General features: G+C 71.0%; 27 protein-coding genes. 16 read left to right on the forward strand and 11 right to left on the reverse strand.

Translation table 11 applies throughout. From position 1 onward, the window contains the following. Nucleotides 1–144: 144 nt before the first annotated feature. From ABD385_RS00090 to ABD385_RS00100, 3 genes are all read left to right on the forward strand, one after another. On the forward strand, nt 145–1,170 hold the full coding sequence (locus tag ABD385_RS00090) for a 6-phosphofructokinase (protein ID WP_344572723.1): 1,026 nt from the start codon (nt 145–147) through the stop codon (nt 1,168–1,170). A gap of 117 nt (nt 1,171–1,287) precedes the next feature. Next, a complete protein-coding gene (locus ABD385_RS00095; protein ID WP_344572724.1) occupies nt 1,288–2,247 on the forward strand; it encodes a cytochrome c oxidase assembly protein in 960 nt (319 codons plus the stop codon). 135 nt (nt 2,248–2,382) lie between these two features. Further along, nucleotides 2,383–2,541 (forward strand): hypothetical protein, encoded by a 159-nt coding sequence (locus ABD385_RS00100; RefSeq protein WP_344572725.1) that lies wholly within the window; start codon nt 2,383–2,385, stop codon nt 2,539–2,541. A gap of 30 nt (nt 2,542–2,571) precedes the next feature. On the opposite strand, the gene ABD385_RS00105 is transcribed toward ABD385_RS00100, so the two are convergent. Together ABD385_RS00105 and ABD385_RS00110 are read right to left on the reverse strand one after the other, a co-directional pair. After that, on the reverse strand, nt 2,572–2,985 hold the full coding sequence (locus tag ABD385_RS00105; protein ID WP_344572726.1) for an SSI family serine proteinase inhibitor: 414 nt from the start codon (nt 2,983–2,985) through the stop codon (nt 2,572–2,574). 395 nt (nt 2,986–3,380) lie between these two features. Next, on the reverse strand, nt 3,381–4,988 hold the full coding sequence (locus tag ABD385_RS00110) for an alpha/beta hydrolase (protein ID WP_344572727.1): 1,608 nt from the start codon (nt 4,986–4,988) through the stop codon (nt 3,381–3,383). A gap of 428 nt (nt 4,989–5,416) precedes the next feature. On the opposite strand from ABD385_RS00110, the gene ABD385_RS00115 reads away from it, so the two are divergent. From ABD385_RS00115 to ABD385_RS00130, 4 genes are all read left to right on the forward strand, one after another. Continuing rightward, entirely contained in the window at nt 5,417–5,800 is a 384-nt protein-coding gene (locus tag ABD385_RS00115) for a hypothetical protein (protein ID WP_344572728.1), read from the forward strand. A 9-nt stretch (nt 5,801–5,809) separates the two neighbouring features. Further along, nucleotides 5,810–6,676 (forward strand): hypothetical protein, encoded by an 867-nt coding sequence (locus ABD385_RS00120; RefSeq protein ID WP_344572729.1) that lies wholly within the window; start codon nt 5,810–5,812, stop codon nt 6,674–6,676. A gap of 70 nt (nt 6,677–6,746) precedes the next feature. Continuing rightward, nucleotides 6,747–7,142 carry a roadblock/LC7 domain-containing protein gene (locus ABD385_RS00125; protein WP_344572730.1) on the forward strand — a complete coding sequence of 132 codons (396 nt, stop codon included), beginning with the start codon at nt 6,747–6,749 and terminating at the stop codon, nt 7,140–7,142. A 124-nt stretch (nt 7,143–7,266) separates the two neighbouring features. After that, nucleotides 7,267–7,641 carry a roadblock/LC7 domain-containing protein gene (locus ABD385_RS00130; RefSeq protein ID WP_344572731.1) on the forward strand — a complete coding sequence of 125 codons (375 nt, stop codon included), beginning with the start codon at nt 7,267–7,269 and terminating at the stop codon, nt 7,639–7,641. Between the two features lie 4 nt (nt 7,642–7,645). On the opposite strand, the gene ABD385_RS00135 is transcribed toward ABD385_RS00130, so the two are convergent. From ABD385_RS00135 to ABD385_RS00160, 6 genes are read right to left on the reverse strand one after another with little or no spacing between them, the layout of a single operon-like run. Further along, nucleotides 7,646–8,467, reverse strand: a complete 822-nt coding sequence (locus ABD385_RS00135) for an urease accessory protein UreD (RefSeq protein ID WP_344572732.1) — start codon at nt 8,465–8,467, stop codon at nt 7,646–7,648. Further along, nucleotides 8,464–9,159, reverse strand: a complete 696-nt coding sequence (ureG, locus tag ABD385_RS00140; RefSeq protein ID WP_344572733.1) for an urease accessory protein UreG — start codon at nt 9,157–9,159, stop codon at nt 8,464–8,466. The genes ABD385_RS00135 and ureG overlap by 4 nt, the downstream gene beginning before the upstream one ends. Before the next feature lie 58 nt (nt 9,160–9,217). Next, on the reverse strand, nt 9,218–9,892 hold the full coding sequence (locus ABD385_RS00145; protein WP_344572734.1) for an urease accessory protein UreF: 675 nt from the start codon (nt 9,890–9,892) through the stop codon (nt 9,218–9,220). A 33-nt stretch (nt 9,893–9,925) separates the two neighbouring features. Further along, on the reverse strand, nt 9,926–11,647 hold the full coding sequence (locus tag ABD385_RS00150) for an urease subunit alpha (RefSeq protein ID WP_344572735.1): 1,722 nt from the start codon (nt 11,645–11,647) through the stop codon (nt 9,926–9,928). After that, a complete protein-coding gene (locus ABD385_RS00155; protein ID WP_016572109.1) occupies nt 11,640–11,951 on the reverse strand; it encodes an urease subunit beta in 312 nt (103 codons plus the stop codon). Before ABD385_RS00155 ends, ABD385_RS00150 begins: the two co-directional genes overlap by 8 nt. Before the next feature lie 17 nt (nt 11,952–11,968). Continuing rightward, entirely contained in the window at nt 11,969–12,271 is a 303-nt protein-coding gene (locus ABD385_RS00160; protein ID WP_016572110.1) for an urease subunit gamma, read from the reverse strand. A gap of 549 nt (nt 12,272–12,820) precedes the next feature. Here ABD385_RS00160 and ABD385_RS00165 point away from each other — a divergent pair. Further along, complete coding sequence (locus tag ABD385_RS00165) at nt 12,821–13,750, forward strand: M28 family metallopeptidase (RefSeq protein WP_344573472.1); 930 nt, start codon at nt 12,821–12,823, stop codon at nt 13,748–13,750. A 53-nt stretch (nt 13,751–13,803) separates the two neighbouring features. Here the strand turns inward: ABD385_RS00165 and ABD385_RS00170 are convergent, their stop codons facing one another. Further along, complete coding sequence (locus ABD385_RS00170; protein WP_344572737.1) at nt 13,804–14,118, reverse strand: type II toxin-antitoxin system Phd/YefM family antitoxin; 315 nt, start codon at nt 14,116–14,118, stop codon at nt 13,804–13,806. Between the two features lie 548 nt (nt 14,119–14,666). Beyond that, nucleotides 14,667–15,665, reverse strand: a complete 999-nt coding sequence (locus ABD385_RS00175) for a helix-turn-helix transcriptional regulator (RefSeq protein WP_344572738.1) — start codon at nt 15,663–15,665, stop codon at nt 14,667–14,669. A gap of 182 nt (nt 15,666–15,847) precedes the next feature. On the opposite strand from ABD385_RS00175, the gene ABD385_RS00180 reads away from it, so the two are divergent. The 4 genes from ABD385_RS00180 to ABD385_RS00195 all read left to right on the forward strand — a co-directional run bounded on the left by ABD385_RS00180 (nt 15,848) and on the right by ABD385_RS00195 (nt 21,533). Beyond that, the gene (locus tag ABD385_RS00180) at nt 15,848–16,246 is read left to right on the forward strand and encodes a hypothetical protein (protein WP_344572739.1); all 399 of its coding nucleotides are present in this window, start codon (nt 15,848–15,850) and stop codon (nt 16,244–16,246) included. A gap of 388 nt (nt 16,247–16,634) precedes the next feature. Beyond that, nucleotides 16,635–17,834 carry an FG-GAP-like repeat-containing protein gene (locus ABD385_RS00185; RefSeq protein ID WP_344572741.1) on the forward strand — a complete coding sequence of 400 codons (1,200 nt, stop codon included), beginning with the start codon at nt 16,635–16,637 and terminating at the stop codon, nt 17,832–17,834. A gap of 100 nt (nt 17,835–17,934) precedes the next feature. Then, the gene (locus ABD385_RS00190; protein ID WP_344572742.1) at nt 17,935–19,287 is read left to right on the forward strand and encodes an FG-GAP repeat domain-containing protein; all 1,353 of its coding nucleotides are present in this window, start codon (nt 17,935–17,937) and stop codon (nt 19,285–19,287) included. 128 nt (nt 19,288–19,415) lie between these two features. Continuing rightward, nucleotides 19,416–21,533 (forward strand): FG-GAP repeat domain-containing protein, encoded by a 2,118-nt coding sequence (locus ABD385_RS00195; RefSeq protein WP_344572743.1) that lies wholly within the window; start codon nt 19,416–19,418, stop codon nt 21,531–21,533. A 166-nt stretch (nt 21,534–21,699) separates the two neighbouring features. Here ABD385_RS00195 and ABD385_RS00200 read toward each other — a convergent pair whose 3' ends face one another. Beyond that, the gene (locus ABD385_RS00200; RefSeq protein ID WP_344572745.1) at nt 21,700–22,647 is read right to left on the reverse strand and encodes a LysR family transcriptional regulator; all 948 of its coding nucleotides are present in this window, start codon (nt 22,645–22,647) and stop codon (nt 21,700–21,702) included. Between the two features lie 99 nt (nt 22,648–22,746). Here ABD385_RS00200 and pcaD point away from each other — a divergent pair, with 99 nt between their 5' ends. The 4 genes from pcaD to ABD385_RS00220 all read left to right on the forward strand — a co-directional run bounded on the left by pcaD (nt 22,747) and on the right by ABD385_RS00220 (nt 24,890). Beyond that, complete coding sequence (gene pcaD, locus ABD385_RS00205) at nt 22,747–23,553, forward strand: 3-oxoadipate enol-lactonase (RefSeq protein ID WP_344572746.1); 807 nt, start codon at nt 22,747–22,749, stop codon at nt 23,551–23,553. 496 nt (nt 23,554–24,049) lie between these two features. Beyond that, nucleotides 24,050–24,277, forward strand: coding sequence for a protein-L-isoaspartate O-methyltransferase family protein (locus ABD385_RS00210; RefSeq protein WP_344572747.1), 228 nt, complete (start codon nt 24,050–24,052; stop codon nt 24,275–24,277). A gap of 14 nt (nt 24,278–24,291) precedes the next feature. Next, nucleotides 24,292–24,492, forward strand: coding sequence for a hypothetical protein (locus tag ABD385_RS00215; RefSeq protein WP_344572748.1), 201 nt, complete (start codon nt 24,292–24,294; stop codon nt 24,490–24,492). A gap of 107 nt (nt 24,493–24,599) precedes the next feature. Then, a complete protein-coding gene (locus tag ABD385_RS00220; protein WP_344572749.1) occupies nt 24,600–24,890 on the forward strand; it encodes a hypothetical protein in 291 nt (96 codons plus the stop codon). Nucleotides 24,891–25,497 lie beyond the last annotated feature (607 nt).

Below are 25,497 nucleotides of genomic sequence, written 5' to 3' on the forward strand. Positions count from 1 at the left end.
GGCCCGGATCCGGCCGTTTTCCGTGCACCGGTGTCCGCTCTGCGGTCGTCTGCGTGTCGGGGGCCGCGCGCTTGTAGGCTGAGCGGGATCCAACCGGACGACGGGGTCCGGGCGTCCGGTTGAATTGCGATGGGTTGCTACACAATGCGTATGGGTGTCCTCACGTCCGGGGGCGACTGCCCCGGCCTGAACGCCGTCATCCGGTCCGTCGTCCACCGTGCCACCGCCGATCACGGCGACGAAGTGATCGGCTTCATGGACGGCTGGAAGGGCCTGCTGGAGGGCGAATACCGCAAGCTCGACCTGGACGCCGTCGGCGGCATCCTGGCGCGTGGCGGGACCATCCTCGGTTCGTCGCGGGTGCAGCCCGCGCATCTGCGGGACGGGGTGGAGCGGGCCCGCGGCCACGTCGCCGAGCTGGGGCTGGACGCGATCATTCCGATCGGCGGTGAGGGCACGCTGAAGGCGGCGCGGCTGCTGTCGGACGCCGGGCTGCCGATCGTCGGCGTACCGAAGACCATCGACAACGACATCGCCGCCACCGACGTGACGTTCGGCTTCGACACCGCGGTGGGAGTGGCCACCGAGGCGTTGGACCGGCTCAAGACCACCGCCGAGTCGCACCAGCGGGTGATGATCGTCGAGGTGATGGGGCGGCACACCGGCTGGATCGCGCTGCATTCGGGGATGGCCGCCGGTGCGCACGCCATCGTGGTGCCGGAGCGGCCGTTCGACATCGAGGAGCTGACCGCCCGGGTCGCCGAGCGCTTCGAGGCCGGCAAGAAGTTCGCGATCGTGGTGGTCGCGGAGGGCGCCAAGCCGCGCGAGGGCACCATGGCCTTCGACGTCGGCGGCACCGACGTCTACGGGCACGAGCGGTTCGCCGGGGTCGCCCGGCAGCTGTCGGTGGAGTTGGAGACGCGGCTCGGCAAGGAGGCCCGTCCGGTCATCCTCGGCCACGTCCAGCGCGGGGGTACGCCGACCGCGTACGACCGGGTGCTGGCCACCCGCTTCGGCTGGCACGCGGTGGAGGCCGCGCACCGTGGGGAGTTCGGGATGATGACCGCGCTGCGCGGCACGGACATCACGCTGGTGCCGCTGGCGGAGGCCGTGGAGAGCCTGAAGACGGTGCCCGTCGAGCGCTACGACGAGGCGGAGTGCGTGCTCTGAGACCCCGGTAGCCCACCCGCGGGGTTCGAAGCCGTTCGGGCGCCCCCGGCCGCTGCACCGGCCGGGGGCGCCTCTACGCTTGTCGCCGGAGCATTGGTACGAATCAGGAGCGAGCGGATGCAGCACGGCGGGCACGGCATGGACGGCATGAACATGGATCTGCCGCCGTTCACGCTGGGGCGGGGCCTCGAGTTCGGCGGTGATGCGTTCTTCCTGGTCGGCTGCCTGGTGGGGTTGGGGCTGTACGGCTGGGCGGTGGTCCGGCTGCGGCGGCGCGGGGACGCGTGGCCGCTGGGCCGGGTCGTCGCCTGGGGGCTGGGCGTGCTGTCGGTGGCGGTGACGATGTGCACCAAGCTGAACGACTACGGCATGGCGATGTTCAGCGTCCACATGGTCCAGCACATGATCATCAGCATGCTCTCGCCGATCCTGCTGCTGCTCGGCGCGCCGGTGACGCTGGCGCTGCGCGCCCTGCCGACCGCCGGGCGCGGGCGCAAGGGGCCGCGGGAGCTGCTGGTGGCGCTGCTGCACAGCCGGTACATGCGGATCATCACGCACCCCGCGTTCACCATCCCGCTGTTCATCGCGAGCCTCTACGCGCTCTACTTCACCCCGCTGTTCGACCTGTTGATGCAGTCCCGGGCCGGGCACATCGCGATGATGGTGCACTTCCTGACGGTGGGGCTGGTCTTCTTCTGGCCGATCATGGGCGTGGACCCGGGCCCGCACCGGCCGGGGTACGTGATGCGGATGCTGGAGCTGTTCGCCGGGATGCCGTTCCACGCGTTCTTCGGCATCGCCCTGATGATGGCGAGCGAGCCGATGGTGAACACCTTCCTGCACCCGCCGGCCTCGCTGGGCATCGAGGCGCTGGCCGACCAGCAGGCGGCCGGCGGGATCGCCTGGGCGTTCAGCGAGATCCCGTCGGTGGTGGTGCTGATCGCGCTGGTCTTCCAGTGGTACAAGTCCGAGGAGCGCACCTCGCAGCGCGCCGACCGGGCCGCGGACCGCAACGGCGACAAGGACCTGGCGGAGTACAACGCCTACCTGGCGTCGCTCAACGCGCGGGGGCGGTAGCGCGACGCGGCGCGCCGGGCGGGGACGCCGCGGCGCGGTAGGTCATCTGGCGGCACGGGCCGCGGCCGGGGACGATGGTCTCCTGGCCGCGGCCCGCGGCGTTGGGCCCGCGGCCGCCGGGAGGAGGGTGCGGGTATGCCCGGATCTACCAGAGCGATGGCCGTGTGCACGGTGTGCGGACTGGTCGTGGCGACCGCCTACACCGTGGCGTTGGGCGGCAACGGCTGGGTGTGGTTCCTGTGGGTGGTGCTGGCGCTGCTCACGATCGGGATGGCGACGGCGCGGCGGGTCTGAGCCGCGCAGCGGGCGCCGACCGGTCGCGGGTCAGAAGCGGAACAGCGGGCCGGTGGCGGCGTCCATGGTGCAGGCGTTGGGGTACTCCCGGCGCCACTCGACCGGTGCGCCGCGCCAGCTGCCGGAGGCGGTGACGGTCACCGGGTCGTACTCCCGGGTGCAGACGTGCGGGTCGCCGCGCAGCGCCTCCGGATCGCCGTGGACCGCGGCCAACTCGGCGCAGGCGGCGGCGCCGTGCGGATGGGTGCCGCGGGTGTCCGGGCAGCTGAGGCGCACCCCGCGGATCCACGTGTCGCCGGAGCCGGAGACCGTCAGGAAGAGCCCGTCGGGGCCGTCCGGAGCGGCGGCGCGGGCCGAGGCCGCGCCGAGTGCGGTGCACAGCACCACGGTCACGCCCGCCGCGACGGCGGTACGGGGAATGCGGCGTCGGCGGCTCTCGGGCATCGGGGTCTCCTGGAACGCTCGGGGCGGTGGCCCGGTGGGCACGCGGTCGGCGGGGGCGGCGCCCGGTGGGGACGGCGGACGGCGCCCGGCGGCCCCAGGCCACCCCGCCGCGCCGCGGCGCACAAGCGGCCACGCCGTGCGGTCGCCCGGACGGGTCGGCGGATGCCTGGGCCCAGGGGTGCCCGGCCGGGCCGGGGCGGTTGCGGGCCGCGCCGTCCGGCCCTACCGCCGACGGCCCCGATCGTCCCCGGTGACCTGGCACGGTCCGGCCGCGCCGGCCGATCGGGGCGCCGCGACCGGCGCGGGGCCGGCGGCAGGGCCGCTCGCGGGTCGGGGCGGCGAGGACATGCGGAGGGGCCGGTCGGGGGGCTCCCCCGACCGGCCCCGGTGGTGGGTCAGCCGGCGGCCTTGGCCGTCTGCTTCGCCGGGACGGGCGTGGCGTGCGGGGCGCACGTGACGTCCGTCGGGTCCGTGGTGCCCTTCAGGAAGTACGCGTCGACCCGCTCGTTGATGCAGGGGTTGACCAGGCCGGTGACGCCGTGCGAACCGGCGTCCCGCTCGGTGATCAGGCGGGAGCCGGCGAACCGCTTGTGCAGTTCGACGGCGCCGCCGTACGGGGTCGCCGCGTCACGGGTGCTCTGCACGATCAGGACGGGCGGCAGGCCCTTGCCCGACGTGACCTCGACGGGCTTCTGCTGCTTGACCGGCCAGGTGGCGCATGGCAGGTTCATCCAGGCGTTGGCCCAGGTCATGAACGGGGCCTGGCGGTGCAGGCGGGTGTTGTCGCGGTCCCACTTGGCCCAGCTGGTGGGCCACTTGGTGTCGGTGCACTCGATGGCGGTGTAGACCGCGTTGCCGTTCTCGGCCTGGATGTTGCCGGCCTTGTCGGCGAGGTGCGGACCGGCGTTGTCGATCAGCGGCTTGGCGTCACCGGCCAGGTACGCGCTCCACGCCTGGGCGACCTCGGCCCACGCGCTGTCGTAGTAGGGCGCGTTCTGGAAGAAGCCGATGAGTTCGGCGGGGCCGACCACGCCGCCGATGGGCTGCTTCTTGGCGGTGGCCCGCAGCTTCTCCCAGGCAGCCTGGACCTTCTGCGGGGTGTTGCCGATGTGGTAGGCGGCGTCGTTCTTGGCGACCCACTTCGTCCAGTCGCCCCAGCGGGTCTCGAAGGCGACGTCCTGGTCGAGGTTGGCCTGGTACCAGACCTTGTCGCGGGAGGGGTCGATGACGCTGTCGACGAGCATCCGGCGGACGTGGCCCGGGAAGAGCGTGCCGTAGACGGCGCCCAGGTAGGTGCCGTAGGAGACGCCGAGGTAGTTCAGCTTCTTCTCGCCCAGCGCGGCGCGGATCACGTCGAGGTCGCGGGCCGTGTTCGCCGTGGTCATCTGCGACAGGACCGCGCGGCCGGTGCGTGCCAGGCAGCCTTGGGCGTACTGCTTCGCGTGCGCGCGCTGGGCGCGCTTGTCCGCCTCGTTGGCCGGCACCGGGTCGGCCTTGGGAGCCTTGACGAACTCCTGCGGGTCCACGCAGGAGATGGGCGCGGAGTGGCCGACGCCCCGGGGGTCGAAGCCCACGAAGTCGTACGCCTGGGCGGTCTTGGCCCACAGCGGGTTCTTGGTGGTGACGCGGGCCGGGAAGCGCATGCCCGAGCCGCCGGGGCCGCCGGGGTTGTAGACGAGGGCGCCCTGCCGCTGCTGCGGGCTGCCGGTGGCGACCGCGCGGTCGACCGCGATCTTCAGGGTCCGGCCGTCGGGCCGTGCGTAGTCGAGCGGGACGGTGACGTAGCCGCACTGGATCGGGGCCTTCAGGCCCCAGTCGGCGGGGCAGTCCTGCCAGGCGACGCCCGCCTTGGCGGCCCGGTCGGCGGCCAGCGCGACGCCGCGCGCCTCGGCCGTGCCACCGGGGTGCCGCTCGCCGGCGGTGGCCGGCGTGGCTATCGCGCCGGCGAGGAGCGCGCCGGTCACCAAGGTGCCGGCAGCGCCGAGCGCTACTGTTCGTTTCACGTGGTTGATCCCCCAGCATGGTGCGCCGCTTGTGGCGGCAGCGATCACGGAACTACGGGGGGATCCTGTCGTGTACGGACCACACTTGAACAGATTTGGCCACAATTTCTTTACCAAGCCGTAGGAATTGAGCGGTTGCCCGCATGCACCGTGGCGTGTCGAACGCTCGCGGTCGGGGCCCTGGTGACGGGGGCGACCGGGGCCCGTCGAACGGGGCGGCGGACCGCAGGTCAACAGGGCACCGACAACGGGCCGCGGAATGACGAGAACCAGTCAATTGCCACTGACATACCGCATATGCCGGTGCGAGGCGTGGCGGCTTCACTAACCTTCCGTGCAGGCTCTCCCACACACCGCAACGTGGGAGGGCCTCCGCGTTGTGCCCGTGTGCTGCGTCGTGCAGCGTGCCCGCCGGAGGGAGACGTCAGGTGCCCGGTATCGACCAGGTGTTGGCCCGCGCGATGGAGATACCCGGAGTGCTGGGGGCCGGACTGACCGACTGGACCAGCGGGTTGACGCTGGGCACGGCCGGTCGGGCCCCGCACGGCGACCACGAAGCGGCGGCCGCGGACACCGCCGAGGTGGTGCAGGCGGTGACCCGGAACGCCACGTTCGACACCGCGGGCGGGAGCGGGGAACCGTTGGAGGACCTGATCGTCACGGCGGGGAGCAGCTACCACCTGATCCGCCTGGTGCCCACCGCCTTCGACAGCCAGACCTGCCTGCACCTCTGGCTGGACCGGGGCCAGGCCAACCTCGCCATCGCCCGGCTACGCCTGCGCGACCTGGCCACGGAGCTGGTCCGCGACTGACACCCCGTCATGACATCGACGTCCTCCTCCCGTTCGGGCGGCACCGACGGTGCCGGCCGGCCCGGCCCGCTCGACCGGTACGCCGCGCAGCGCGCCACCGGTGCGCTGCGCGGTCCACACGGTTGCGTCTACCTCCACCAGGGCGCGGTCTACTGCATCGAGTGCCCCGCCGTCGCCGACGTCGGCGACCGGCTGGCCACGGCCGGGCGGCTGCCCGCGGAGCGCTGGCGACGCGCGGCGGACGCCGCGGGAGCGGACCACGACGGCGGCCGATTCCTCCTGCGGCAGGGCTGGTTGACCCGTGGCGAGCTGGAGGTGTGCCAGCTCGCCGCACTGCTCGACGCGGCCTGCTTCGTCCTCCCGCCCCGGTCCGCCGCCACCTCCTTCACCCCGGGCGACGCACACTGGCTGGGCGTGGTGCGTCCGGTCGCCGCCGCCGTCCTGCTGGCGGCGGTGGCCCGGCGCCGGGCCCAGCTCGACCGGTGGGGGTCCTGGGCGGCGGTCGACGGCGCCCCCGTCGTCCCGGTCGCCCCGGATGCCCAGGGCCGCCCGCCGCTCACCGGCCGGCAGCGGTGGCTGCTCGCGCACGCCGACGGCGTCCGCACCCCCGGCGAACTCGCCCGCGCGCTGGGGCAGTCGACGTTCCTGACGCTGCTGGAGGTCCGGCGGCTCGCGGCGGCCGGGCGGGTGCGGCTGCCGCCGGCCGTGGGGCTGCCCCGGCGGCGCCCCGGCACCTGCCGGTCCGAGCGCGATCCGGCACGACCGGGGGCCGACGCCCCGGTCTGGCAGCTGCCGGACCCGGCCGCGCTGGAGACCGCCGCCCCGGACGTCGCCCTCCTCGTCCGCCTGCGCACCGCCCTGGAGGAGAACCTGTGAACCCCTGTGAACGACGGCCATGAGGCCCGTATTCGGCAAGCGTGTCAGGAGAAGGAGCATCAGGAGACCGATGACGAGCGACACCGAAGCGATCGCGGCCGGGATCCGGGAAGAACTGCGCGCCCTGCGCGCGCACGTACGGCAGTTGCACGGCGGCATGGTGGCCAGTGCGGACGGCATGGTGATCGCCCACGACCTGCCGGACATCGAACCCGACGGCCTGGCCGCGCTCACCGCGGCCGCCGTCGGCGTCGCCAAACGGCTGACCGACGCCACCGGACAGGGCGGCTTCGAGGAGACCCTGACCCGTGGCAGCCGCGGCTACGTCGCGGCGTACGCGGCCGGCAACCGCGCCGTGCTCACCGCCGTGGCCGGCCCGGACACCAACGTCGGGCGGCTCCACCTCCAGGCCCGGCGCGCCGCCGCACGCATCGCGGCGCTGCTCGACGCGCCGCCGGGCCACTGACCGCCCGCGCCCGCCCGGCGGCCTCCCCGGCCGGTCGGCGTGCGCGTCCCACCGGCTCCGGCCGGCAGACCGACCCTCCCGCACGACGGGAATCCAGCGAACCCAAGGAAAGGCCCGACCCCTCATGACGCAGATGGAAACCGCTCTCGGCGAAGCGATGTCGACGATCGAGGGCGCGATAGGCGTCGCCCTGGTCGATCACACCAGCGGCATGGCGCTGGCCACGTTGGGCGATCCGCAGTCGTTCGACCTCAACATCGCGGCGGCCGGCAACACCGACGTGGTGCGCGCCAAATTGCGCACGATGGAAATGCTGGAACTCCAGGGCGCCATCGAGGACATGCTGATCACCCTGACCTCGCAGTACCACCTCATCCGGCCGGTGACGGGCAAGAACGGCGGCGGTCTCTTCCTGTACCTGGTGTTGGACCGCAAGCGCGCCAATCTCGCGCTGGCGCGCCACCGCCTTGCCCGTCTGGAGGCCGAACTGGAGGTGTGAGGGATCAGCCGGCGGCGGCCTCGTCCAGCAGTCGCCGCAGGGCCAGGCCGTCCGGCGCGATCGCGGTGACCAGTGCAGCGGGTCCGGCGATCGGCGCCAGGACGCCCTGGCCCGCGTTCGGCTCGGCGCCGGCCGCGGCGCCGAGCAGCCGGACCTCGGCCGGCTTGTCGACGAACTCCGGCCCGGCGAGCAGGAGTTGACCGACGGCCCGGTTGTCGCCGAGGACCGCGGAGGTGTCCCACCCCGGGGCGCCGGGCCCGTAGGCGGTCTCCTGGTCCAGCAGCGTGCGCCCCGCCTGACGGACCGTCAGGCGACTGCGCAGGGCGCCGGTCCGCTCACCGGCGCGGCCCAGGACCTGCTCCTCGCGGAAGACCAGCCGGGCGGTGGGGGCGAGGTCCACGGTCGTGGTCATCCGCAGGTCGCTGCCCTCGGCGGAGATCAGCGGCTCCGGCAGCCACTCCAGGTGGGCGCCGTCGCCGACCGTCAGGTGGACGTCGTAGGTGGCCAGGTCACCGGTGCGGCCCGGCAGCGCGACGGTCGCCGCGGCCGCGGTGATCCGCAGCGACGTGCCGGCCTCGGCGGTGGCTTCGATGCACAGCCGGTCGCCGCCGATCGGGGCGCTCATCGCCCCGATCAGACAGACCCGGGTCTGGTCGGCGTGCGACTGGATGCGGCGGATCGCGAACGGGCCGCCGCCGTCCAGGACCGGCAGCCGAGTGACCCCGTGCGCGTCGGCCCGGGCGACGATGCGGGCGGTGGCCCGCAGACCGCCCGCCGGGAGGGCGGTGGCCTGCGGTGCCGCGGGGCGGGGAACGGTGCGGGTCATGCCTGGGCCGCGGTCCAGTTCGCCAGCTGCGCCCGGACCCACTCGACGACCGGCTGGACGCCGCCCGGCTGCTTCAGGGCGGTGAAGGCGACGGGGAGTTCGCCGCGCTGGGCCTTGGCGTCGCGGGCCATGCCTTCGAGGTCGACGCCGACGTAGGGGGCGAGGTCGGTCTTGTTGATGACCAGCAGGTCGGCGGTGGTGACGCCGGGGCCGCCCTTGCGGGGGATGTCGTCGCCGCCGGCCACGTCGATGACGAAGATCTGGGCGTCGACCAGGCCCTTGGAGAAGGTCGCGGTGAGGTTGTCGCCGCCGGACTCGACCAGGATCAGGTCGAGCGGGCCGACACTCTCCTCCAGGTCCTCGACGGCTTCGAGGTTGGCGGAGATGTCGTCGCGGATGGCGGTGTGCGGGCAGGCGCCGGTCTCCACGGCGGCGATCCGCTCGGTGGGCAGCACCGCTTCGCGGCGCAGGAACTCGGCGTCCTCGCGGGTGTAGATGTCGTTGGTGACGACCGCGATGGACAGCTCGTCGCGCAGCGCGCGGCACAGGGCGGCGACGGTGGCGGTCTTGCCGGTGCCGACCGGGCCGCCGAGCCCGATCCGCAGCGCGCGCCGGGTGCCGTCGTGACGTACCGGGTCGGCGGCGCTGTAGGTGTGGCGCTCGGGGAAGCCGTCCTGGTGGTCGAGGTGCATGGTGACTCCAGTGGTTCGTACGGCCGCGGGGTACGCGGCGCGGTGGGTGGACGGAAGGTCAGGACGCGAAGAGCCGGACCGGCCAGGCGGCGTGTGCTTCGGCGAGGATGTCGAGCAGCGGCGCGGAGGCGGCGGGCAGGGCGTTCGGACCTTCGGTGACGGCGCGGTGCGCGGCGGCCGCACCCGCTTCCGCGACCTGTTCGAGGTCGACGGCCAGACGGGCGAGGACGGCGGTGGCGTCGAAGGGGTCCAGGCTCAACAGGCGGACCACGGCGGTGGCCGGGCCGCTGATGTTCTCGTAGGCGACCGCATGGGCGGCGTCCAGCGGCGTCAGACCGGCCGACCGGGCGGCCAGGCCGAGGACGACGGGCTGGTGGGCGCCGCGCGGGCGGGCCGCGGCCAGTGCGTCCAGCTCGGCGCTCGGCCAGGTGGCCCGGGCGGCCCGCATCATCTGCCGGCCGAGCCGACGGGCGACCTGGCGCAGCGCCGGGACCGGGGTGCGGGCGTCCGCGGCGTCGTCCAGCACGAGCGGGTCCAGGCCGGCGGCGGCCGCGGCGGCGAGGCCCGCGGCGACCAGTCCGGCGGTGTGCAGCCGCCCCCGGCAGAATGCCTCAAGGGTGGCGGCGTCCTTGATGTGCCCCGCGGTGACGGCCGGTTCGGCGCCGCCCGAGTGGGCGTGCCCTCCGGCGGGGAACCGGCCGTCGGCGAGGACGAGCAGCGCAGCGCGGCTCATCGATGGTGCTCCGGATCTTTCATTGACGGTACGTCAGAAGAGGAAGTACCGCTGGGCCATGGGGAGTTCGGCGGCGGGGGCGGGTTCGACCACCTCGTCGTCGATGGTCACCGTGAAGGTGTCGGGGTCGACGTGGACGCGCGGCAGGGCGTCGTTGTTGCGCATGTCGGCCTTCTTGACGCCGCGGGTGGAGCGGATGGCCTCGAAGGACTTGTCCAGCGGGAGGCGCTCGGGGAGGTTGTCCTCAAGGGCCTGCTGGGAGACGAAGTTGAGCGAGTTGCTGCCCGGGGCCTTACCCATGGCGCCGAACATCGGGCGGGGCAGGACCGGCTGCGGGGTGGGGATGGACGCGTTGGCGTCACCCATCTGCGCGTAGGCGATCTGACCGCCCTTGATGACCAGCTGCGGCTTGACGCCGAAGAACGCCGGGTCCCACAGGACGAGGTCGGCGAGCTTGCCGCTCTCGACCGAGCCGACGACGTGGTCGATGCCCTGGGCGAGGGCCGGGTTGATGGTGTACTTCGCCACGTAGCGCTGGGCGCGGAGGTTGTCCGCGGTGCCGTCGCCGGGCAGGGTGCCGCGGCGGCGCTTCATGACGTGCGCGGTCTGCCAGGTCCGCATGATGACCTCGCCGATCCGGCCCATGGCCTGGGCGTCGGACGACATCATCGAGATGGCGCCGAGGTCGTGCAGGATGTCCTCGGCCGCGATGGTGGAGGGCCGGATCCGGGACTCGGCGAAGGCCAGGTCCTCCGGGACCGCGGGGTTGAGGTGGTGGCAGACCATCAGCATGTCGAGGTGTTCCTCGACGGTGTTGACGGTGTGCGGCCGCGTGGGGTTGGTGGACGCGGGGAGCACGTTGGGCTCGGAGACCATCGCGATCATGTCGGGGGCGTGACCGCCACCGGCGCCCTCGACGTGGAACGCGTGGATGGAGCGGCCGGCGATGGCGGCGATGGTGTCGCCGAGGAAGCCGGCCTCGTTCAGGGTGTCGGTGTGGATCGCGAGCTGGGCGCCGCTCTCCTCGCACACCCGCAGACAGGCGTCGATGGTGGCGGGGGTGGCGCCCCAGTCCTCGTGGATCTTGAAGCCGAGGACGCCGCCGCGCAGCTGGTCGCGCATCGACGGCAGGGACATGGTGTTGCCCTTGCCGAGCAGGCCGACGTTGACCGGGACGTTGTCCATGCCCTCCAGGAGCCGGGCGACGTGCCAGGAGCCGGGGGTGATGGTGGTGGCCTTGCTGCCCTCGGCGGGACCGGTGCCACCGCCGATCATGGTGGTGATGCCCGCGGCCAGCGCCTCGTCCGCCTGCTGGGGGCAGATGAAGTGGACGTGGGTGTCGATGCCGCCGGCGGTGAGGATCTTGCCGTTGCCGGCGATGATCTCGGTCTCCGGGCCGATCACCAGGTCGGGGTGGACGCCGTCCATGGTGTCGGGGTTGCCGGCCTTGCCCAGGGCGGTGATCTTGCCGTCACGGATGCCGACGTCGGTCTTGACGATGCCCCAGTGGTCGAGGACCACGGCACCGGTGATCACGGTGTCCGGGGCGCCCTCGGCGCGCGTGACGCGGGACTGGCCCATCGACTCGCGGATCACCTTGCCGCCGCCGAAGACCGCCTCGTCACCGGCGCGGCCGGGACCGCCGGAGCGGTCCTCGCTGATCTCGATGACCAGGTCGGTGTCGGCGAGCCGGATCCGGTCGCCGGCCGTCGGGCCGAACAGGTCGGCGTACTCCTGGCGGGTCAGTTCAGCCATCGAGGGGACCTCCGGTCTCACCGCGCAGACCCACGACGATCCGCTTGCCCCCGATGGGGACCAGCTCGACCTCGGTGGGAATGCCGGGCTCGAAGCGCACGGCGGAGCCGGCGGCGACGTTCAAGCGCTTGCCTTGCGCGGCCGCGCGGTCGAAGTCGAGGCCGGGATTGGCCTCGGCGAAGTGGTAGTGGGAGCCGACCTGGACGGGGCGGTCGGCGGAGTTGAGGACGGTCATGCGCGTGAGGGGGAGGCCTTCGTTGAGGCGCACCGGCTCGTCGGCGTAGAGGATCTGTCCCGGGATCATTGTCTGCTCTCCCGTGGTCAGTTGATGGGTTCGTGAACGGTGACGAGCTTGGTGCCGTCGGGGAAGGTCGCCTCGACCTGGACGTCGTGGATCATCTCCGGGACGCCTTCCATGACGTCGTCGCGCGCGAGCACCTTGCGCCCGGAGGACATGAGCTCGGCGACGGTACGCCCGTCCCGCGCCCCTTCAAGGATGTGCACAGTCAGCAGGGCGATGGCTTCGGGGTGGTTGAGCTTCAACCCCCGAGCTCGCCGCTTTTCGGCCACGTCTGCCGCCACATGAATCAACAACCGTTCCTGCTCATGCGGGGTCAGTTGCATACGTTCCACCTCACAGGTTTTCACCCGGGCGCATTTGCCCAGGTCACAGGCATCGACACACCCGTGTCGTTAGATGTACCACACAGTGTTTAAAGGCGAAGCAAACCGACTTCCAGTAATTGACCATCAACTTCCCCATCGCGGAAGGCTAGTTCGGCGAGATTTCGACGTCATTACGGCGGCCGACGTCTTTCGTGACCCCTGTCGCACCTGAGGTAACACCGCAGAAATCACTGCGTGTTACGGGTTGGCGACCGGATTCGGGGCCATCACCACTGGTCCGGGGCCCGAAGGTTGTACGGAATCATGGTGGCGAATTCCACACCCTCACCCCCCTTCCGGAATACGGAAAAAGGAGAGGACGCCAGGTAATCAATCGGTATTAACTCCCCAAACCAGACGCGTATTCCGCTGCGCGAACGCGGGTGTCCGGTATCCGCTCTTGACGAAATCCAAACGGGCTCGTAATCCTCATGCACGCGTCAAGAATTCCGCTGCACTTCACCCCCCACAACAGCATCGGAGCCCCCAGTGACTCGTTCGTCCCGTATGCGCCGCGCCGCGCTCGCCGCCGGCGCCTGCACCGCCGTCGCCGCCCTGTTGGGCACCGCCGCGGTCGCCCAGGCCACCTCCCCCACCCCGCAGGCCGCACCGGACATCCCGGTCGCCGCCGTCAAGGCCCACCTGGACAAGCTCCAGTCCATAGCGAACGCCAACGGCGGCAACCGCGCCCACGGACAGGCCGGCTACCAGGCGTCGGTCGACTACCTCAAGGGGAAGTTGGACGCGGCCGGGTTCACCACGAGCGTCCAGGAGTTCACCAGCGGCGGCGCGAAGGGCTACAACCTCGTCGCGGACTGGCCCGGCGGCGCCGAGGACGCGACGGTGATGGCCGGTGCGCACCTCGACTCGGTCGACGCGGGCCCGGGCATCAACGACAACGGCTCCGGCTCGGCCGGCATCCTGGAGGTCGCACTGGCGGTCTCCCGGGAGCACCTCAAGCCCACCAAGCACCTCCGGTTCGCCTGGTGGGGCGACGAGGAGGACGGCATGGTCGGCTCCCGGCACTACGTCGACGCCCTCGGCGCCGACCGGTCGAAGATCTCCGCGTACCTCAACTTCGACATGATCGGCTCGCCCAACCCCGGCTACTTCGTCTACGACGACGACGCCAAGCTGGAGAAGGTCTTCAAGGACTGGTTCGCCGCCAAGAACATCGCCACCGAGCCCGAGACCGAGGGCGACGGCCGCTCCGACCACGCCTCCTTCAAGGACGCCGGCATCCCGGTCGGCGGGCTCTTCTCCGGCGCCGACTACATCAAGACCGACGCGCAGGCGAAGGCGTGGGGCGGCACCGCGGGCAAGGCGTTCGACGCCTGCTACCACCGCTCCTGCGACACGTCCAAGAACATCGACGACACCGCCCTGCACAACCACACCGACGCCATCGCCAACGCCATCTGGCAGCTCAGCTCCTGACGCCGGGTACGCGCTGACGGCCGCCGCACCGCGCGGCCGTCAGCCGCCCGCCCTCACGTCTCCCGACCCGGTCGCCGACCCCCGGCGGCCGGGTCGCGGTGTTCCGCCGCGATGCCGAAGCGCTGCTGTTCGCCCGCAGCGGACTCCACGTACCGCGCGGAGGAGACCGTGCTGATCACCTCCACCTGCTCCGCGGCCGCCTCCTGCCGCCCCAACTCCTCAAGTCGCTCCAGGTCGGCGGCGGACACCAGCGCCACGAGGGGCTTGCCGTGCCGGGTCACCACCACCCGCTCGCCGCCGTAGACGACGCGGTTGATCAGATCCGCGAGTTCGGCCCGGGCTTGCGTCACCGGAATTTCGTAGGCCATGCTCCTAGCCTATGTAACGTCCACTTGGTCCGCTGCGGTCTACGGCAACAGCGAAGGTCCAGGTCAGAGGCTCTCGCGTGCTCTCGTGTGCTCTCGTGTGTGAGAGATGTGTGAGACGGGGTGAGACGGAAAGTCTTCTGGTCGCAGTGAGCCCTGGCGGGCCTCCAGTGCGGCGGAACGCCCCGCTCCACCGGCCCCGCACGGAGCTCCGGCCAGGCGGGTACCTGCCCGTCGAATCGAGCCGGAGGGCCAGGCGACCCGGCGGGCGATATCACCAAGATCACCCGGGTCCCGGGTGCCGCGATGCCCGACGGGGGCCGCCTGATACGCAGTGCTTCGGCTACGACGCGCTGCGCCGGATGACTGGTGCCTGGACAGCCACGGACGGTTGTACCGGGTCTGCGTCCAAGGTGAATGTCGGTGGCCCGCAAGCGGTCATGAGGTGGCCCCGCGGGGGTCTCGGCGGGCGTCTGGACGGGCTGGGGCAGGGGCTGGCCGGCGGGGCGAACTTGCCAAGTGGTGCTCTTCCGAGGCAGCTTTTCCCGAACTCAGTTGGGCTGCGACGGCAGCCAGCCGTGCTGCACGGCTCGCGCGCCCGCCGCGAAGCGGCTGCGGGCGCCGAGGCGTTCCATCAGGTCGGTCGCGATGCGTCGCGCCGTGCGCTGGGAGACCCCCAGGCGTTTGGCGATGGCCTCGTCCGTGTGGCCCTGTGCCAGCAGGGCGATGGTGGTGGACTCTTGCGGGTTCAGCCCGTGGGAGTCCTTGGGGGCGGCCTCACCGAGTGGCTGAGCGCAGGACCAGACGCCCTCGAAGAGGGCGCACAGTGCGGTGAGAGTGCCCTGGCTGGTCAGGACGACGGCGCCGGTGGCGGTGTCGTCGCTGCTGACGGGGATGACCGCGGTGGAGCCGTCAGTGATGATCATTCGGGTGGGCAGGGCCGGGGTGGTACGGATCTGACCGCCCAGGTCTGTCAGCCAGTTGGCATAGTCGACGGTGGGCTGGTCGTTGCGGACGCTGCTGAGGTAGACGGTGCGTATCCGCACCCCTCTCCCCAGCAACTGCTCGTCCAGCGGGCGCGACGCCTTCATCTGGGCCGCGGGCTGAGCGCCGCCCGGAGCGAACGACATGACCTCGGTGGTCACCTCGCGGGTGAGCCTGGCCAGGCGGTCCCGGATCTGTTCGATGCCGATGAGCTGCTCGACGCCGGGGCTGGAGGCGGCCGGGCGCAGATCCGCGTACTCGGCGATCAGCTGCGTGGCGACGGCGCGCGATGCCTCCAGGCGCTGCTGTTGTGCGGCCAGGTCCGCCTGTTGGCGGGCCATCAGGATCTCCATGCCGATGTCCGGCGAGACCGCCCTCGGCCTTCCTGGCTGCTCGCTCGACGGCTGTACCAGGGCCAGCTCGCTGAGCAGGTCGAGAGCATCGCGCACCTCGTCCTCGGGCTTGCCCACCCTGGCGACGAGCTCGGCGACCCCTCCCCGCGGATCGGCCAGCATCGCGCGGTAGACGGATTCCGCGACTGCGTCGAGTCCCAATACGGTCAGCAACGCACATCCCCCTCATGCATGTACAACTCCACCCCTGAATCGTGTGGATCATGCCATACCGGGCTGATATCTGTATGTCCGGCATAAGGAAATAGTGCCGTACTGGACGGAAGCGTCCGTGGACGGAAGCGTCCACATTCCGTTCCTGGTAGGCGAGTTGTCGGTTTGGGACAGTCGGTGCCATGTATCTCATCCACGCCCGTCTGCAGGGGCCGCCCGGCGCTTCCCTCCCGCTCGAGACGCGGTCCTTGGTCCGTTCCCAGATCCACGACGGCGACGGCGTCGAGCACGTCACCGTCCACCCGGATGCCGTGCCCCACCCGGTGGTCGGTCTCTACGTACGCGCCGACAGCCTGGCCGCCGCGGAATGCCGGGCGGCCCGCCTCTGCCGGCTGCTGCTGGGCTGCGCGAGGTTCGACGGCTGGTCGCTGCCAGTCGTCGAGGCGCCGTTGGTCGCGCCCTTCTACGCGTCGCGACTGTCCGACCGGGGACCCGCCGGTCCGTCGGTGGACGGATACGGCCAAGGCCATTTTGGTCCAGCCGAAAACCCTTCCACCCCCTCTGACCAGCAGCGAAACTAGTTCTTGCCAGCAGGGAACACCGCCCGGCGGCCAACGGACCGGAGAGCATCACCGCGGGATGCGAACCGGTCGAGGACACCGACCCAACGTCAGAAGAGGGCTTTTCCCATGCTCCGTCTCCGTCTCGCCACGGCCGCCGCGGTCGCCACCATCGCCGCCTCGGCCGCGACCGCCGCCCCCGGGCAGACCATGGGCTGGTCGTAGCCCCGGACTTCGGCCCCATGTGCCCCGGACCGTTCCCAGCCGCTCCCGGAGGGCAGCTGCAGCAGCCCGGTGCCCCGGCCGCACACGCTTCGCAACACCGCAGTACCGAGCCGCACCAGGTAGGCCGGCAGTTGCCTGTGCCGCCCGTCACTGCATCCCGCATCGCCACTATTGAGGTTCCGTCATGCCCGAAACACCCCGCGCCACGTCCCGTACGGCTTGGAAGTCCGCGGCCACGGCCGCCCTGACCCTCGCCGGTCTCACCCTCTCCCTCGTCTCCGCTGCCCCCGCGACCGCTGCCTCCGTCGGCACGTGGGACAAGGTCGCCCAGTGCGAGTCCAGCGGGAACTGGCAGATCAACACCGGCAACGGCTACTACGGTGGGGCGCAGATCTACCTGCCGACGTGGAACGCCTACGGCGGCCGCGAGTACGCCACTTACCCACACCAGGCCACCAAGCAGCAGCAGATCCTGATAGCCGAGAAGATCCTCGCCGGGCAGGGTGCGGGCGCCTGGGGAAGCTGCGGGGCGGGCGCCGGCCTTGGCGGTGACCACACCGACCCCTACCCCACCACCCCGCCCGCACCTGTCGGCATGGTCCACCTGACGGCCGCGGACTTCACCGGTGACGGCAGGAAGGATCTGGTCGGCGTCGAATCGGCCACCGGAAAGCTGTGGCTCTACCCCGGCAACGGTGACGGCACCCTCGGGACCCGCGTCCAGATCGGTACCGGCTGGAACGCCATGAGCAGACTCGCCGCCGCCGACTACACCGGCGACGGCAGAGCCGACCTCCTCGCCGTCGAGAACTCCACCGGGAATCTCTTCCTCTACCCGGGCACCGGCAACGCGGTCGGCATGAACACCCTGGGTGCCCGGACCCGGATCGGCTCCGGCTGGGGCGGCATGCGGGACCTCACCGCGATCGACGTGAACAAGGACGGCAAGCCGGATCTGGTTGCCGTCGACACCAACGGCGCCCTGTGGGCCTACCCGGGTACCGGGTCCCTCGCGGGCAGCAGCACCCTGGGCGGCCGCGTCCAGATCGGTACCGGCTGGGGCAGCATGGCCGAGCTGGCGAGCCCCGGCGACCTCGACTCGGACGGCAAGGCCGACCTCGTCGCCGTCGACCCGGCCGGCGCGCTGTGGAAGTACCCCGGCACCGGCGCCCTCAACGGCAGCAACACCTTCGGCGCCCGCAACCAGATCGGTTCCGGCTGGAACAGCATGCACCAGCTGGTCGGCGCCGACTTCAACAACGACGGCAAGGGCGATCTCAACGCCGTCCAGGCACAGGCCGGTTCCACCGGCGGCCTCTACTTCTACCCCGGCAACGGCAGCGGCGGCCTCGCCGACCGCGCCCGGATCGGCACCGGCTGGTAGCCGCGCCCCACCCCGACTTCGCTACACCTTCACCGCTCGCGCGGCAGTCCGCCACGCCCGCTTCCGGACTTTCACGCTCTCAGATTTCAGGAGACCCACCATGTCCACGTTCGCAACCAAGTTGAAGAAGACCACCGTCGCCACCCTGGTCGCCGCCTCCGCGGTCACCGGTCTGGGCATCATCGGACCGGCCGCCGCCCCGGCACATGCGGCCGGCACCTCCGCGGTCGGGGGCGAGATCACCACCGCAGAGGTCATGTCCCGTGCCCAGTACTGGGTCGACCGCGCCGTTCCGTACAGCCAGTCGGACTACGACCCGGACCCGCAGGGCCGCAACTACCGCCAGGACTGCTCCGGGTTCGTCTCGATGGCGTGGCACCTGAACACCAGCCTCACCACCTGGACGCTGCCGCAGGTCGCCACCCGGCTGTCCAGCCTGGACGAACTGCAGCCCGGCGACATGCTCGACAACATAGACTCCCACGTCGTGCTCTTCGGCGGCTGGGCCGACTCGGGCCGCACCACGGCGAAGGTCTGGGAAGAGGCCCGCCCGGGCACCACCGCCCGCGTCAACTCGTCCTATTACACCCGCAGTTACATCAACAACAACGGCTACCGCCCCTACCGCTACACCAAGATCGTGGAGTCCAAGCCGACTCCGAAGGACGTCGGCATGACCAACCTCACCGGCGGCGACTTCGGCGGCGACGGCAAGGCCGACGTGGTCGCGGTCGAAGCGTCCAGCGGCAAGCTGTTCTACTACCCCGGCACCGGCGGCGGCCGACTCGGCGACCGCGTCCAGGCCGGCACCGGCTGGAACACGATGAGCGAGCTGACCTCCGGCTACTTCACCGGCTCGGGCAAGCTGGACCTCGCGGCCGTCGACAACGACGGAGTGCTGTGGATCTACCCGGGCAACGGCAACGGCACCTTCGGCAACCGCATCAAGGCGGGCACCGGCTGGGACGGCATGCACGACCTGGCGGGCGCCGACCTCAACAAGGACGGCAAGAGCGACCTGGTGGCGGTCGAGTCCTCCACAGGCAAGCTCTACGCCTACCCGGGCAACGGCAACGGCACCTTCGGCGCCCGCGTCCAGATCGGCTCCGGCTGGAACGGCATGGACCAGATCGTCAGCCCCGGCGACATGAACAAGGACGGCAACGCCGACATCGTGGCCCGTGAGGTTTCCACCGGCAACCTGTACGTCTACCCCGGCACCGGCTCCTTCAACGGCACCAACACCCTCGGCTCCCGTACCCAGATCGGCTCCGGCTGGGACTCGATGACCAACCTGGTCAGCGGCGACTTCAACGGCGACGGCATCGGCGACGTGGATGCCGTCCAGGCCAAGGTCGGCGAGACCGGCACCTTCTACAGCTACCCGGGCACCGGCGCCATCAACGGCACCAACACCCTGGGCGCCCGCGTCCAGATCGGCACCGGCTGGTAATCCCGCCGCAAGGCCCCCGACCGCCGCTCTCCGAAGGGCCGCCACCGCACCCACACCGCGGTGGCGGCCCCGCCCGTCCCCGCCACTCTCCGGAAACCGACCCGGCCGATGAAAGGACCAGTACCGCCATGGCCCGCCGACACCTCCTCCGCAGGACCCGCGCCGAAGGGCGAGGCGCCGCGGTGGCGGGCGTGATGGCGCTCGCCTACCTGGCCACCAGCGGCCACGCCGTCGCCGCAACCACTCCCGACGGAACCACCGCCACCTACAACAGCATCACCCGGACAAGCACCGACGGAATGGGCCTGCAATCGGACAACGGCCGTGAGACGCGCCGAGTCTCCGCCTTCGAATCCGCCCACCCCGCACTGGGACGCGTCACAACAGCCGACGTCCTCGCCGACACCTCCGGGGCCGGCGCGGGCCGCGACCTCTGCCACCCCACCAACACCGCTGGCGCCCAGGGCTTCTGCTGGTCCACCGCGGACGACAACACCGGATCCTGGATCCCGCAAGGGCTCACCGGCTCCGGCGAATCCCCCCGGTCACAGGCCCTGGTCAACGGCCGCAAGGTGCTCATAACAAGTTGGTACGGCGCTTCCGGGAGCGAGCGGGGCACCCTCGCCGACGTGAGCGACCCGGCCCATGTCACCTACCGGCACGTCCAGTTGGCCGCCCTCGACGACGCAGGCGACAACTTCGTCCCGATCACCGGCGGACATGCCCACGCGGTGGTCTGGGCCGGCAGCAAGCTGTACGTGGCGAGCACCGGCAGCCGCATCGACGTCTTCGACCTGAACGACATCTGGAAGATGGACGTCACCACCGACAGCTCGTTCGGCATGGACGCGAAGGGCAAGGCCCACGGCGCGGGCCACGGCTACGTCCTGCCACGCGTCGGCACCTACACCTCCACGGGCCAGGGCACAGGCTGCGGCTCGTATGCCGGTGTCCCGCAGCGCCCCTGCATCACCGCGGCCTCGCTCGATCTCAGCGGTTCCCAGCCCGCCCTGGTCACCGCCGAGGGCGACCCGGGCAAGGTCGAGGGGCAGTTCGGCAAGGCCACCGCTCCCGTCGTCCGCTGGCCCATCGACCCGGTCACCGGCGTCCTCAAGGCCGACGCCGGCGGGCGCGTGCGCGCCCACGAGGCCTTCGCGTCCCCGATGGGCGGTACGCAGGGCATCGCCATGAACAACGGCCGGTTCGTCCTCTCGGGCCCCTGCCCGGAGTTCGTGCCCGCCGAGCACCAGCCGGACCAGAAGCACATCCGGAACTTCCCGGGCTGCCTCTACCACGCCCGGCCGGGCGAGCCCGTACGTCTGGTGACCAGGACCCCCACCAATCCGGAGAACCTCTCCTACTGGCCCGGCACCGACCAGCTCTGGATGGTCACCGAGTCCACCGGCGAACGCGTCGTCATCAACACGCCCTGGCCCAAGGCCCCCGCACCTGTCGGCATGGTCCACCTGACGGCCGCGGACTTCACCGGTGACGCCAAGAAGGATCTGGTCGGCGTCGAATCGGCCACCGGAAAGCTGTGGCTCTACCCGGGCAACGGTGACGGCACCTTCGGGACCCGCGTCCAGATCGGTACCGGCTGGAACGCCATGAGCAAACTCACCGCCGCCGACTACACCGGCGACGGCAAAGCCGACCTCCTCGCCGTGGACTCGTTCACCAACGGCCTGTACGTGTACTTGGGCACCGGCACGGCGAACGGCATGAACACCCTGGGTGCCCGGACCCAGATCGGCACCGGTTGGAGCAGCATGCGCGAGCTGACCGCCCTCGACATCAACGACGACGGCAGGGCCGACCTCGCGGCCGTCGACACCGACGGCGCGCTCTGGGCGTACCCGGGCGCCGGATCGCTCGCAGGCGGCAACACTCTCGGCAACCGCGTCCGAATCGGTACCGGCTGGGACACCATGACCGAACTCACCAGCCCCGGCGACCTGAACGACGACGGCAGGGCCGACCTCGTCGCGGTGGACCGCTCCGGTGCTCTCTGGGCGTATCCGGGCACGGGCTCCCTCAACGCGAGCGACACCCTCGGCAGCCGAACCCGGATCGGTACCGGCTGGGACACCATGCGCCAGCTGGTCGGCGCCGACTTCGACAACGACGGCAAGGGCGACCTCGAAGCCGTCCAGGCCCCTGCCGGCTCCACCGGAACCCTGTACTTCTACCCGGGCACGGGCAACACGGCCCTGGGGAGCCGCACCCAGACAGGCACGGGGTGGTAGCCGCCGCGTCGGCCATGGGGCCTGGGATCCTGCGACCCGGGGCGAGTTGGTGAGCGCGTTTTAGTGCTACCTCACCCGCGAACTCTTCCGAACAGCGCACGTCTCCAACCCACTTGACGACGCATAGCAGCGGCCTCGGTACATCCCCATGGCGATCGCGGCGATGTCACCTGTCGTGTTCCGGTGCTCTCTTCGCCTTGGGTACATGGCCCAGCGTCGGCCGTAGGACCGGTGCACGGCGGGCCAAGAAGTCCCATAGCTGGTCGGCGACCGGCCCGTGCGGCCGGTCGCGCCGGCGGGCCGCCGAGAGTTCCTCGACCACACCGGGAAAGTGCCGTCCGGCGATGGAAAGCAGGCTTCCGTCACGCAACTCGGTCTCGATCATGGACCGCGGCACGTGTCCCCACGCCATGCCGTGCAAGATCAGTTCCTTCTTCATGAGGTGGTCCGGAACAGAGCACCTGGGCGCGCCTTCGACCAGGAAATGGCCTTGTTCCAACGGATGCCGCGCCGTGTCCCGGACCACGCATTGAGTGAAGGCCTGCATCCGCTGCGGTGTGATGTCGGTGTCCGGAGGGAAGGGCAGGAAACCGGGCGCCACGACGGGCACCAGCGCGACACGGCCGAGATCGATCCACTCCATCCGCACGTCGCTTTTGGGGACGCGGTGCACGATGAGGTCGGCTTCGTCCTCCAGCAGCCGCTCCCAGGGGCCGGTGACCGTCTCGAACTGCAGGTGCAGTCGTGTCTGCGGGCACTGTGCGAAGAAGCGGCTGAGCAGCTCCAACACCGGTGGGAGTGGACACAGGTCCCCCAGCACCACTCGCAGTTCGGCCTCTTCGCCCATCGCCAACTGCGCGGCGTAGGTCTGCAGTTCCTCGGCCTCGTGCAGCAGGAAGCGCACCTTGCGGTGGAAGGCGCGCCCCGCCTCCGTGAGCTGAACCCGATAGCCCGAGCGATCCAGCAGGTCCAGGCCCAGCTGGCGCTCCAGCTTGGCGACTGCTGCGAACACAGCAGGGTGCGAACGGTGCAGCCGCTCGGCGGCGGCCTGGAAGCCGCCGTCGAGCACAACGGCGTTGAAGCACTGCAACTCGTGGAGCGTGAAGTTCGACATTGTCCAGGCAACCTACAGGGCTCGTTCGATCTTTGTAATAGAACTCTGCAGGTGCTGTTCATAGGCTGAGCGCATACCCGCTGGATCACTGGAGCTGACATGACTTCTCAGACCCCTACCGCCCTCACCACCGGCGACGGCGTCCGCATCGCCTACCGCTTCGACGGTGACGAGAACAAGCCGGTGCTGCTGCTCTCGAACTCCATCGGCACCGACCTCCACATGTGGGATGGCCAGGTGTCGGCTCTGACCGAGCACTTCCGGCTGCTGCGCTACGACGCACGCGGCCACGGCGCCTCCGATGTCCCGAACGGCCCGTATTCCCTGGACCGGTTGGGGCGCGACGTGGTGGAACTGCTGGATGCCTTGGGCCTACAGCGGGTGCACGTGCTGGGCCTGTCCCTGGGCGGAATCGTCGCGCAGTGGTTGGGGATCCACGTTCCGGAGCGCGTTGACCGCCTGGTGCTCTCCAACACCGCCGCGTACCTCGGCCCGGCGAATCAGTGGGATCGACCGATCGCCGAACTGCTGGCAGCCCCCGACATGCAGGTCACCGCGGAGAGGTTCCTGCACAACTGGTTCCCGGCCCGCATGCTGCAAGGCGACAACAAGGTTGTCGAGGGCTTCCGCCACACCCTGCTCGCCACGCAGCGCGAGGGCGTGGCCGGGAGCTGGGCTGCGGTGCGCGACTACGACCTGCGCCGCACGGCCACACTCATCCACAACCCGACACTGGTCATCGCGGGCGAGCACGACACCGTCACGTCAGCCGACCACGGGAAGGAGCTCGCCGCGACCGTCCCCGGCGCGCGGTTCACCGTCCTGCCCACGGTGCACATGGCGAACGTCGAAGCGCAGGCGGAGTTCTTGGATGCTGTGGTGGCCTTCCTCACAGAACAGTCTTGACGGCTGCTGCGTCGTGTCTGGACGGCTCCTTCCCGCTGCCCCGACAGCAGGCTCTGACAGGCCGTTGTCTCCCGATCAGGCGCTCGCTCTTGATCGAACAGGCGCCTGGATCCGGCGAGTTGGCGCCCGTACGCGCAGTGCCGGGCCCGGGCCGCACCGCGCCGCCCGCCCAGGCAGACCCCGCGCCCACACCCCAGCCCGAGCAAACCGCCCCCGCACCGCAACCCGTTCACCCGCCCACCGCACCCCCGCCGGACGCGCTCGCGTACACGCCCACAGTCGGGCCGGGATACGCAGGACAACGCGAAGGGCCCCACGTCCACCCCCGTACCGAGCACGTTCCACGGGCGCTGGGTGGGCCTGGGCCAACCCCTGATGGCCTCGGGGGAAACGGGACCGTGGCACGCCCGGCTGGTGATCACGAAGAAGAGCATCGAGGTGGCCCTCATGGACAACTCGACGCTGTACGTCTGGGATGCCGCGATCACCAAGGTCGATGAGAAGTCCCTCACGCTCGGCACCGGCGGTCGTCGCCCGCATGCTGGGCATCCTCAACGCCCGCCGCGGGGAACGGGTGTGGGAGGTGGGGGCAGGGACCGGCTGGAACGCCGCCCTGATGGCTCACGTTGTGGGCCCGCAGAACGTCACCTCCGTGGAGGTGGACGCAAAGGTGGCCGGGCAGGCCGCGGACCACCTGGAGCGCCTGGCCCCGGCGCCCGGGTAGTGGTGGGCGATGGCATGCTCGGTGTCTGTGACGGCGCGCCCTACGACCGCATCGTGGTGACGTGCTCCCTCAACCACGTCCCCGAAGCCCTGCTGGAACAGACCCGGCCCGGTGGCACGATCCTCACACCGTGGTCCAGGCCCTGGTGCAATTACGGCCTGCTCCACCTGACCGTCCACGACGACGGCAGCGCTCAGGGCCGCTTCCACCCCTAAGCCGACTTCATGCCCGCACACGGGCAACGCCTCGACCTGCGCATCTTCGGCGACGTCGTCGCCGACCACCACCAGCCCACCACCAGCCCACCGAATCCCGAACCACCGTGGCACCGGACGCGGTCGCCGGCGACGAGGACTTCGCCGCCCAGTTCGCGCTCGCCCTGTGCCTGCCGGACCTGCGGTTCGCGTGGCACGAGAACCCCGCCGTCGAAGGAGTCGTCCGCCGGCTCTGGGTCGCCACCGTCGACACCACGTCCTGGGCCGCCATCGACGAAAAGGAGGACGGAGGCGACACGTTCACCGTCTGGCAGCACGGCCCGCGCCGACTGTGGGGCGAGGTCGAAGCCGCCTGGGCCCGGTACACCGCTCACGGGCGCCCGGCCGCTTCGGGATGACCGTCGACGCTGACGGCACACACCAACCGTGGCTCGATAGCCCAGATGCGGCGTTCTGAACAGCATGGGGCATCAGGCCGCCTGACGTAGGGTCAGGCGGCCAAGCCAAGGACCCGGTTGGAGTTCTGGGACCAGGGGACCTTCTCCTTGCGGCAGGCATGTCGGTCCGTCAGAGCCAGCAGAGGAGCGGTGGAGCGGTGGAGCGCACGTTCTCCCTCGCTGGCAGGCATCGGTGGCACAGGCCCCCCGGCCGATGCCTTCGGCCACTGGACGGCGACCTTGATCTGGACGCCCAGCATCCGCGCGACGATCGCGGCAGGCAGCTCGCTCTCAGGGTGAACAGCGCAGCGGACCGATCCCGTTGGGGCCGGATACCGACGTCGTGGAGGCGCTTGCCGATCTGGCTGTCGGGGAGCGGGTGCCCTGGACGACCGCCCGGGGACAACCAAGGAACGTCGTCCGGGGTGCCTACCTCGGCCTTACCGCGGCGAGTCGCGACAAGCTCGCAGACCAGGCTGGCCAGTGGCGCCGGGAGGACGACTGTCGAGCTGCTGGAGCAAGGGTGACGACGCCCCGTCAATGTGGCCGCCGGTGGCCGTGACGTGAG

The sequence above is a fragment of the Streptomyces lunalinharesii genome (assembly GCF_039532155.1).
In the GTDB taxonomy this organism is placed as follows: Bacteria; Actinomycetota; Actinomycetes; order Streptomycetales; family Streptomycetaceae; genus Streptomyces; species Streptomyces lunalinharesii.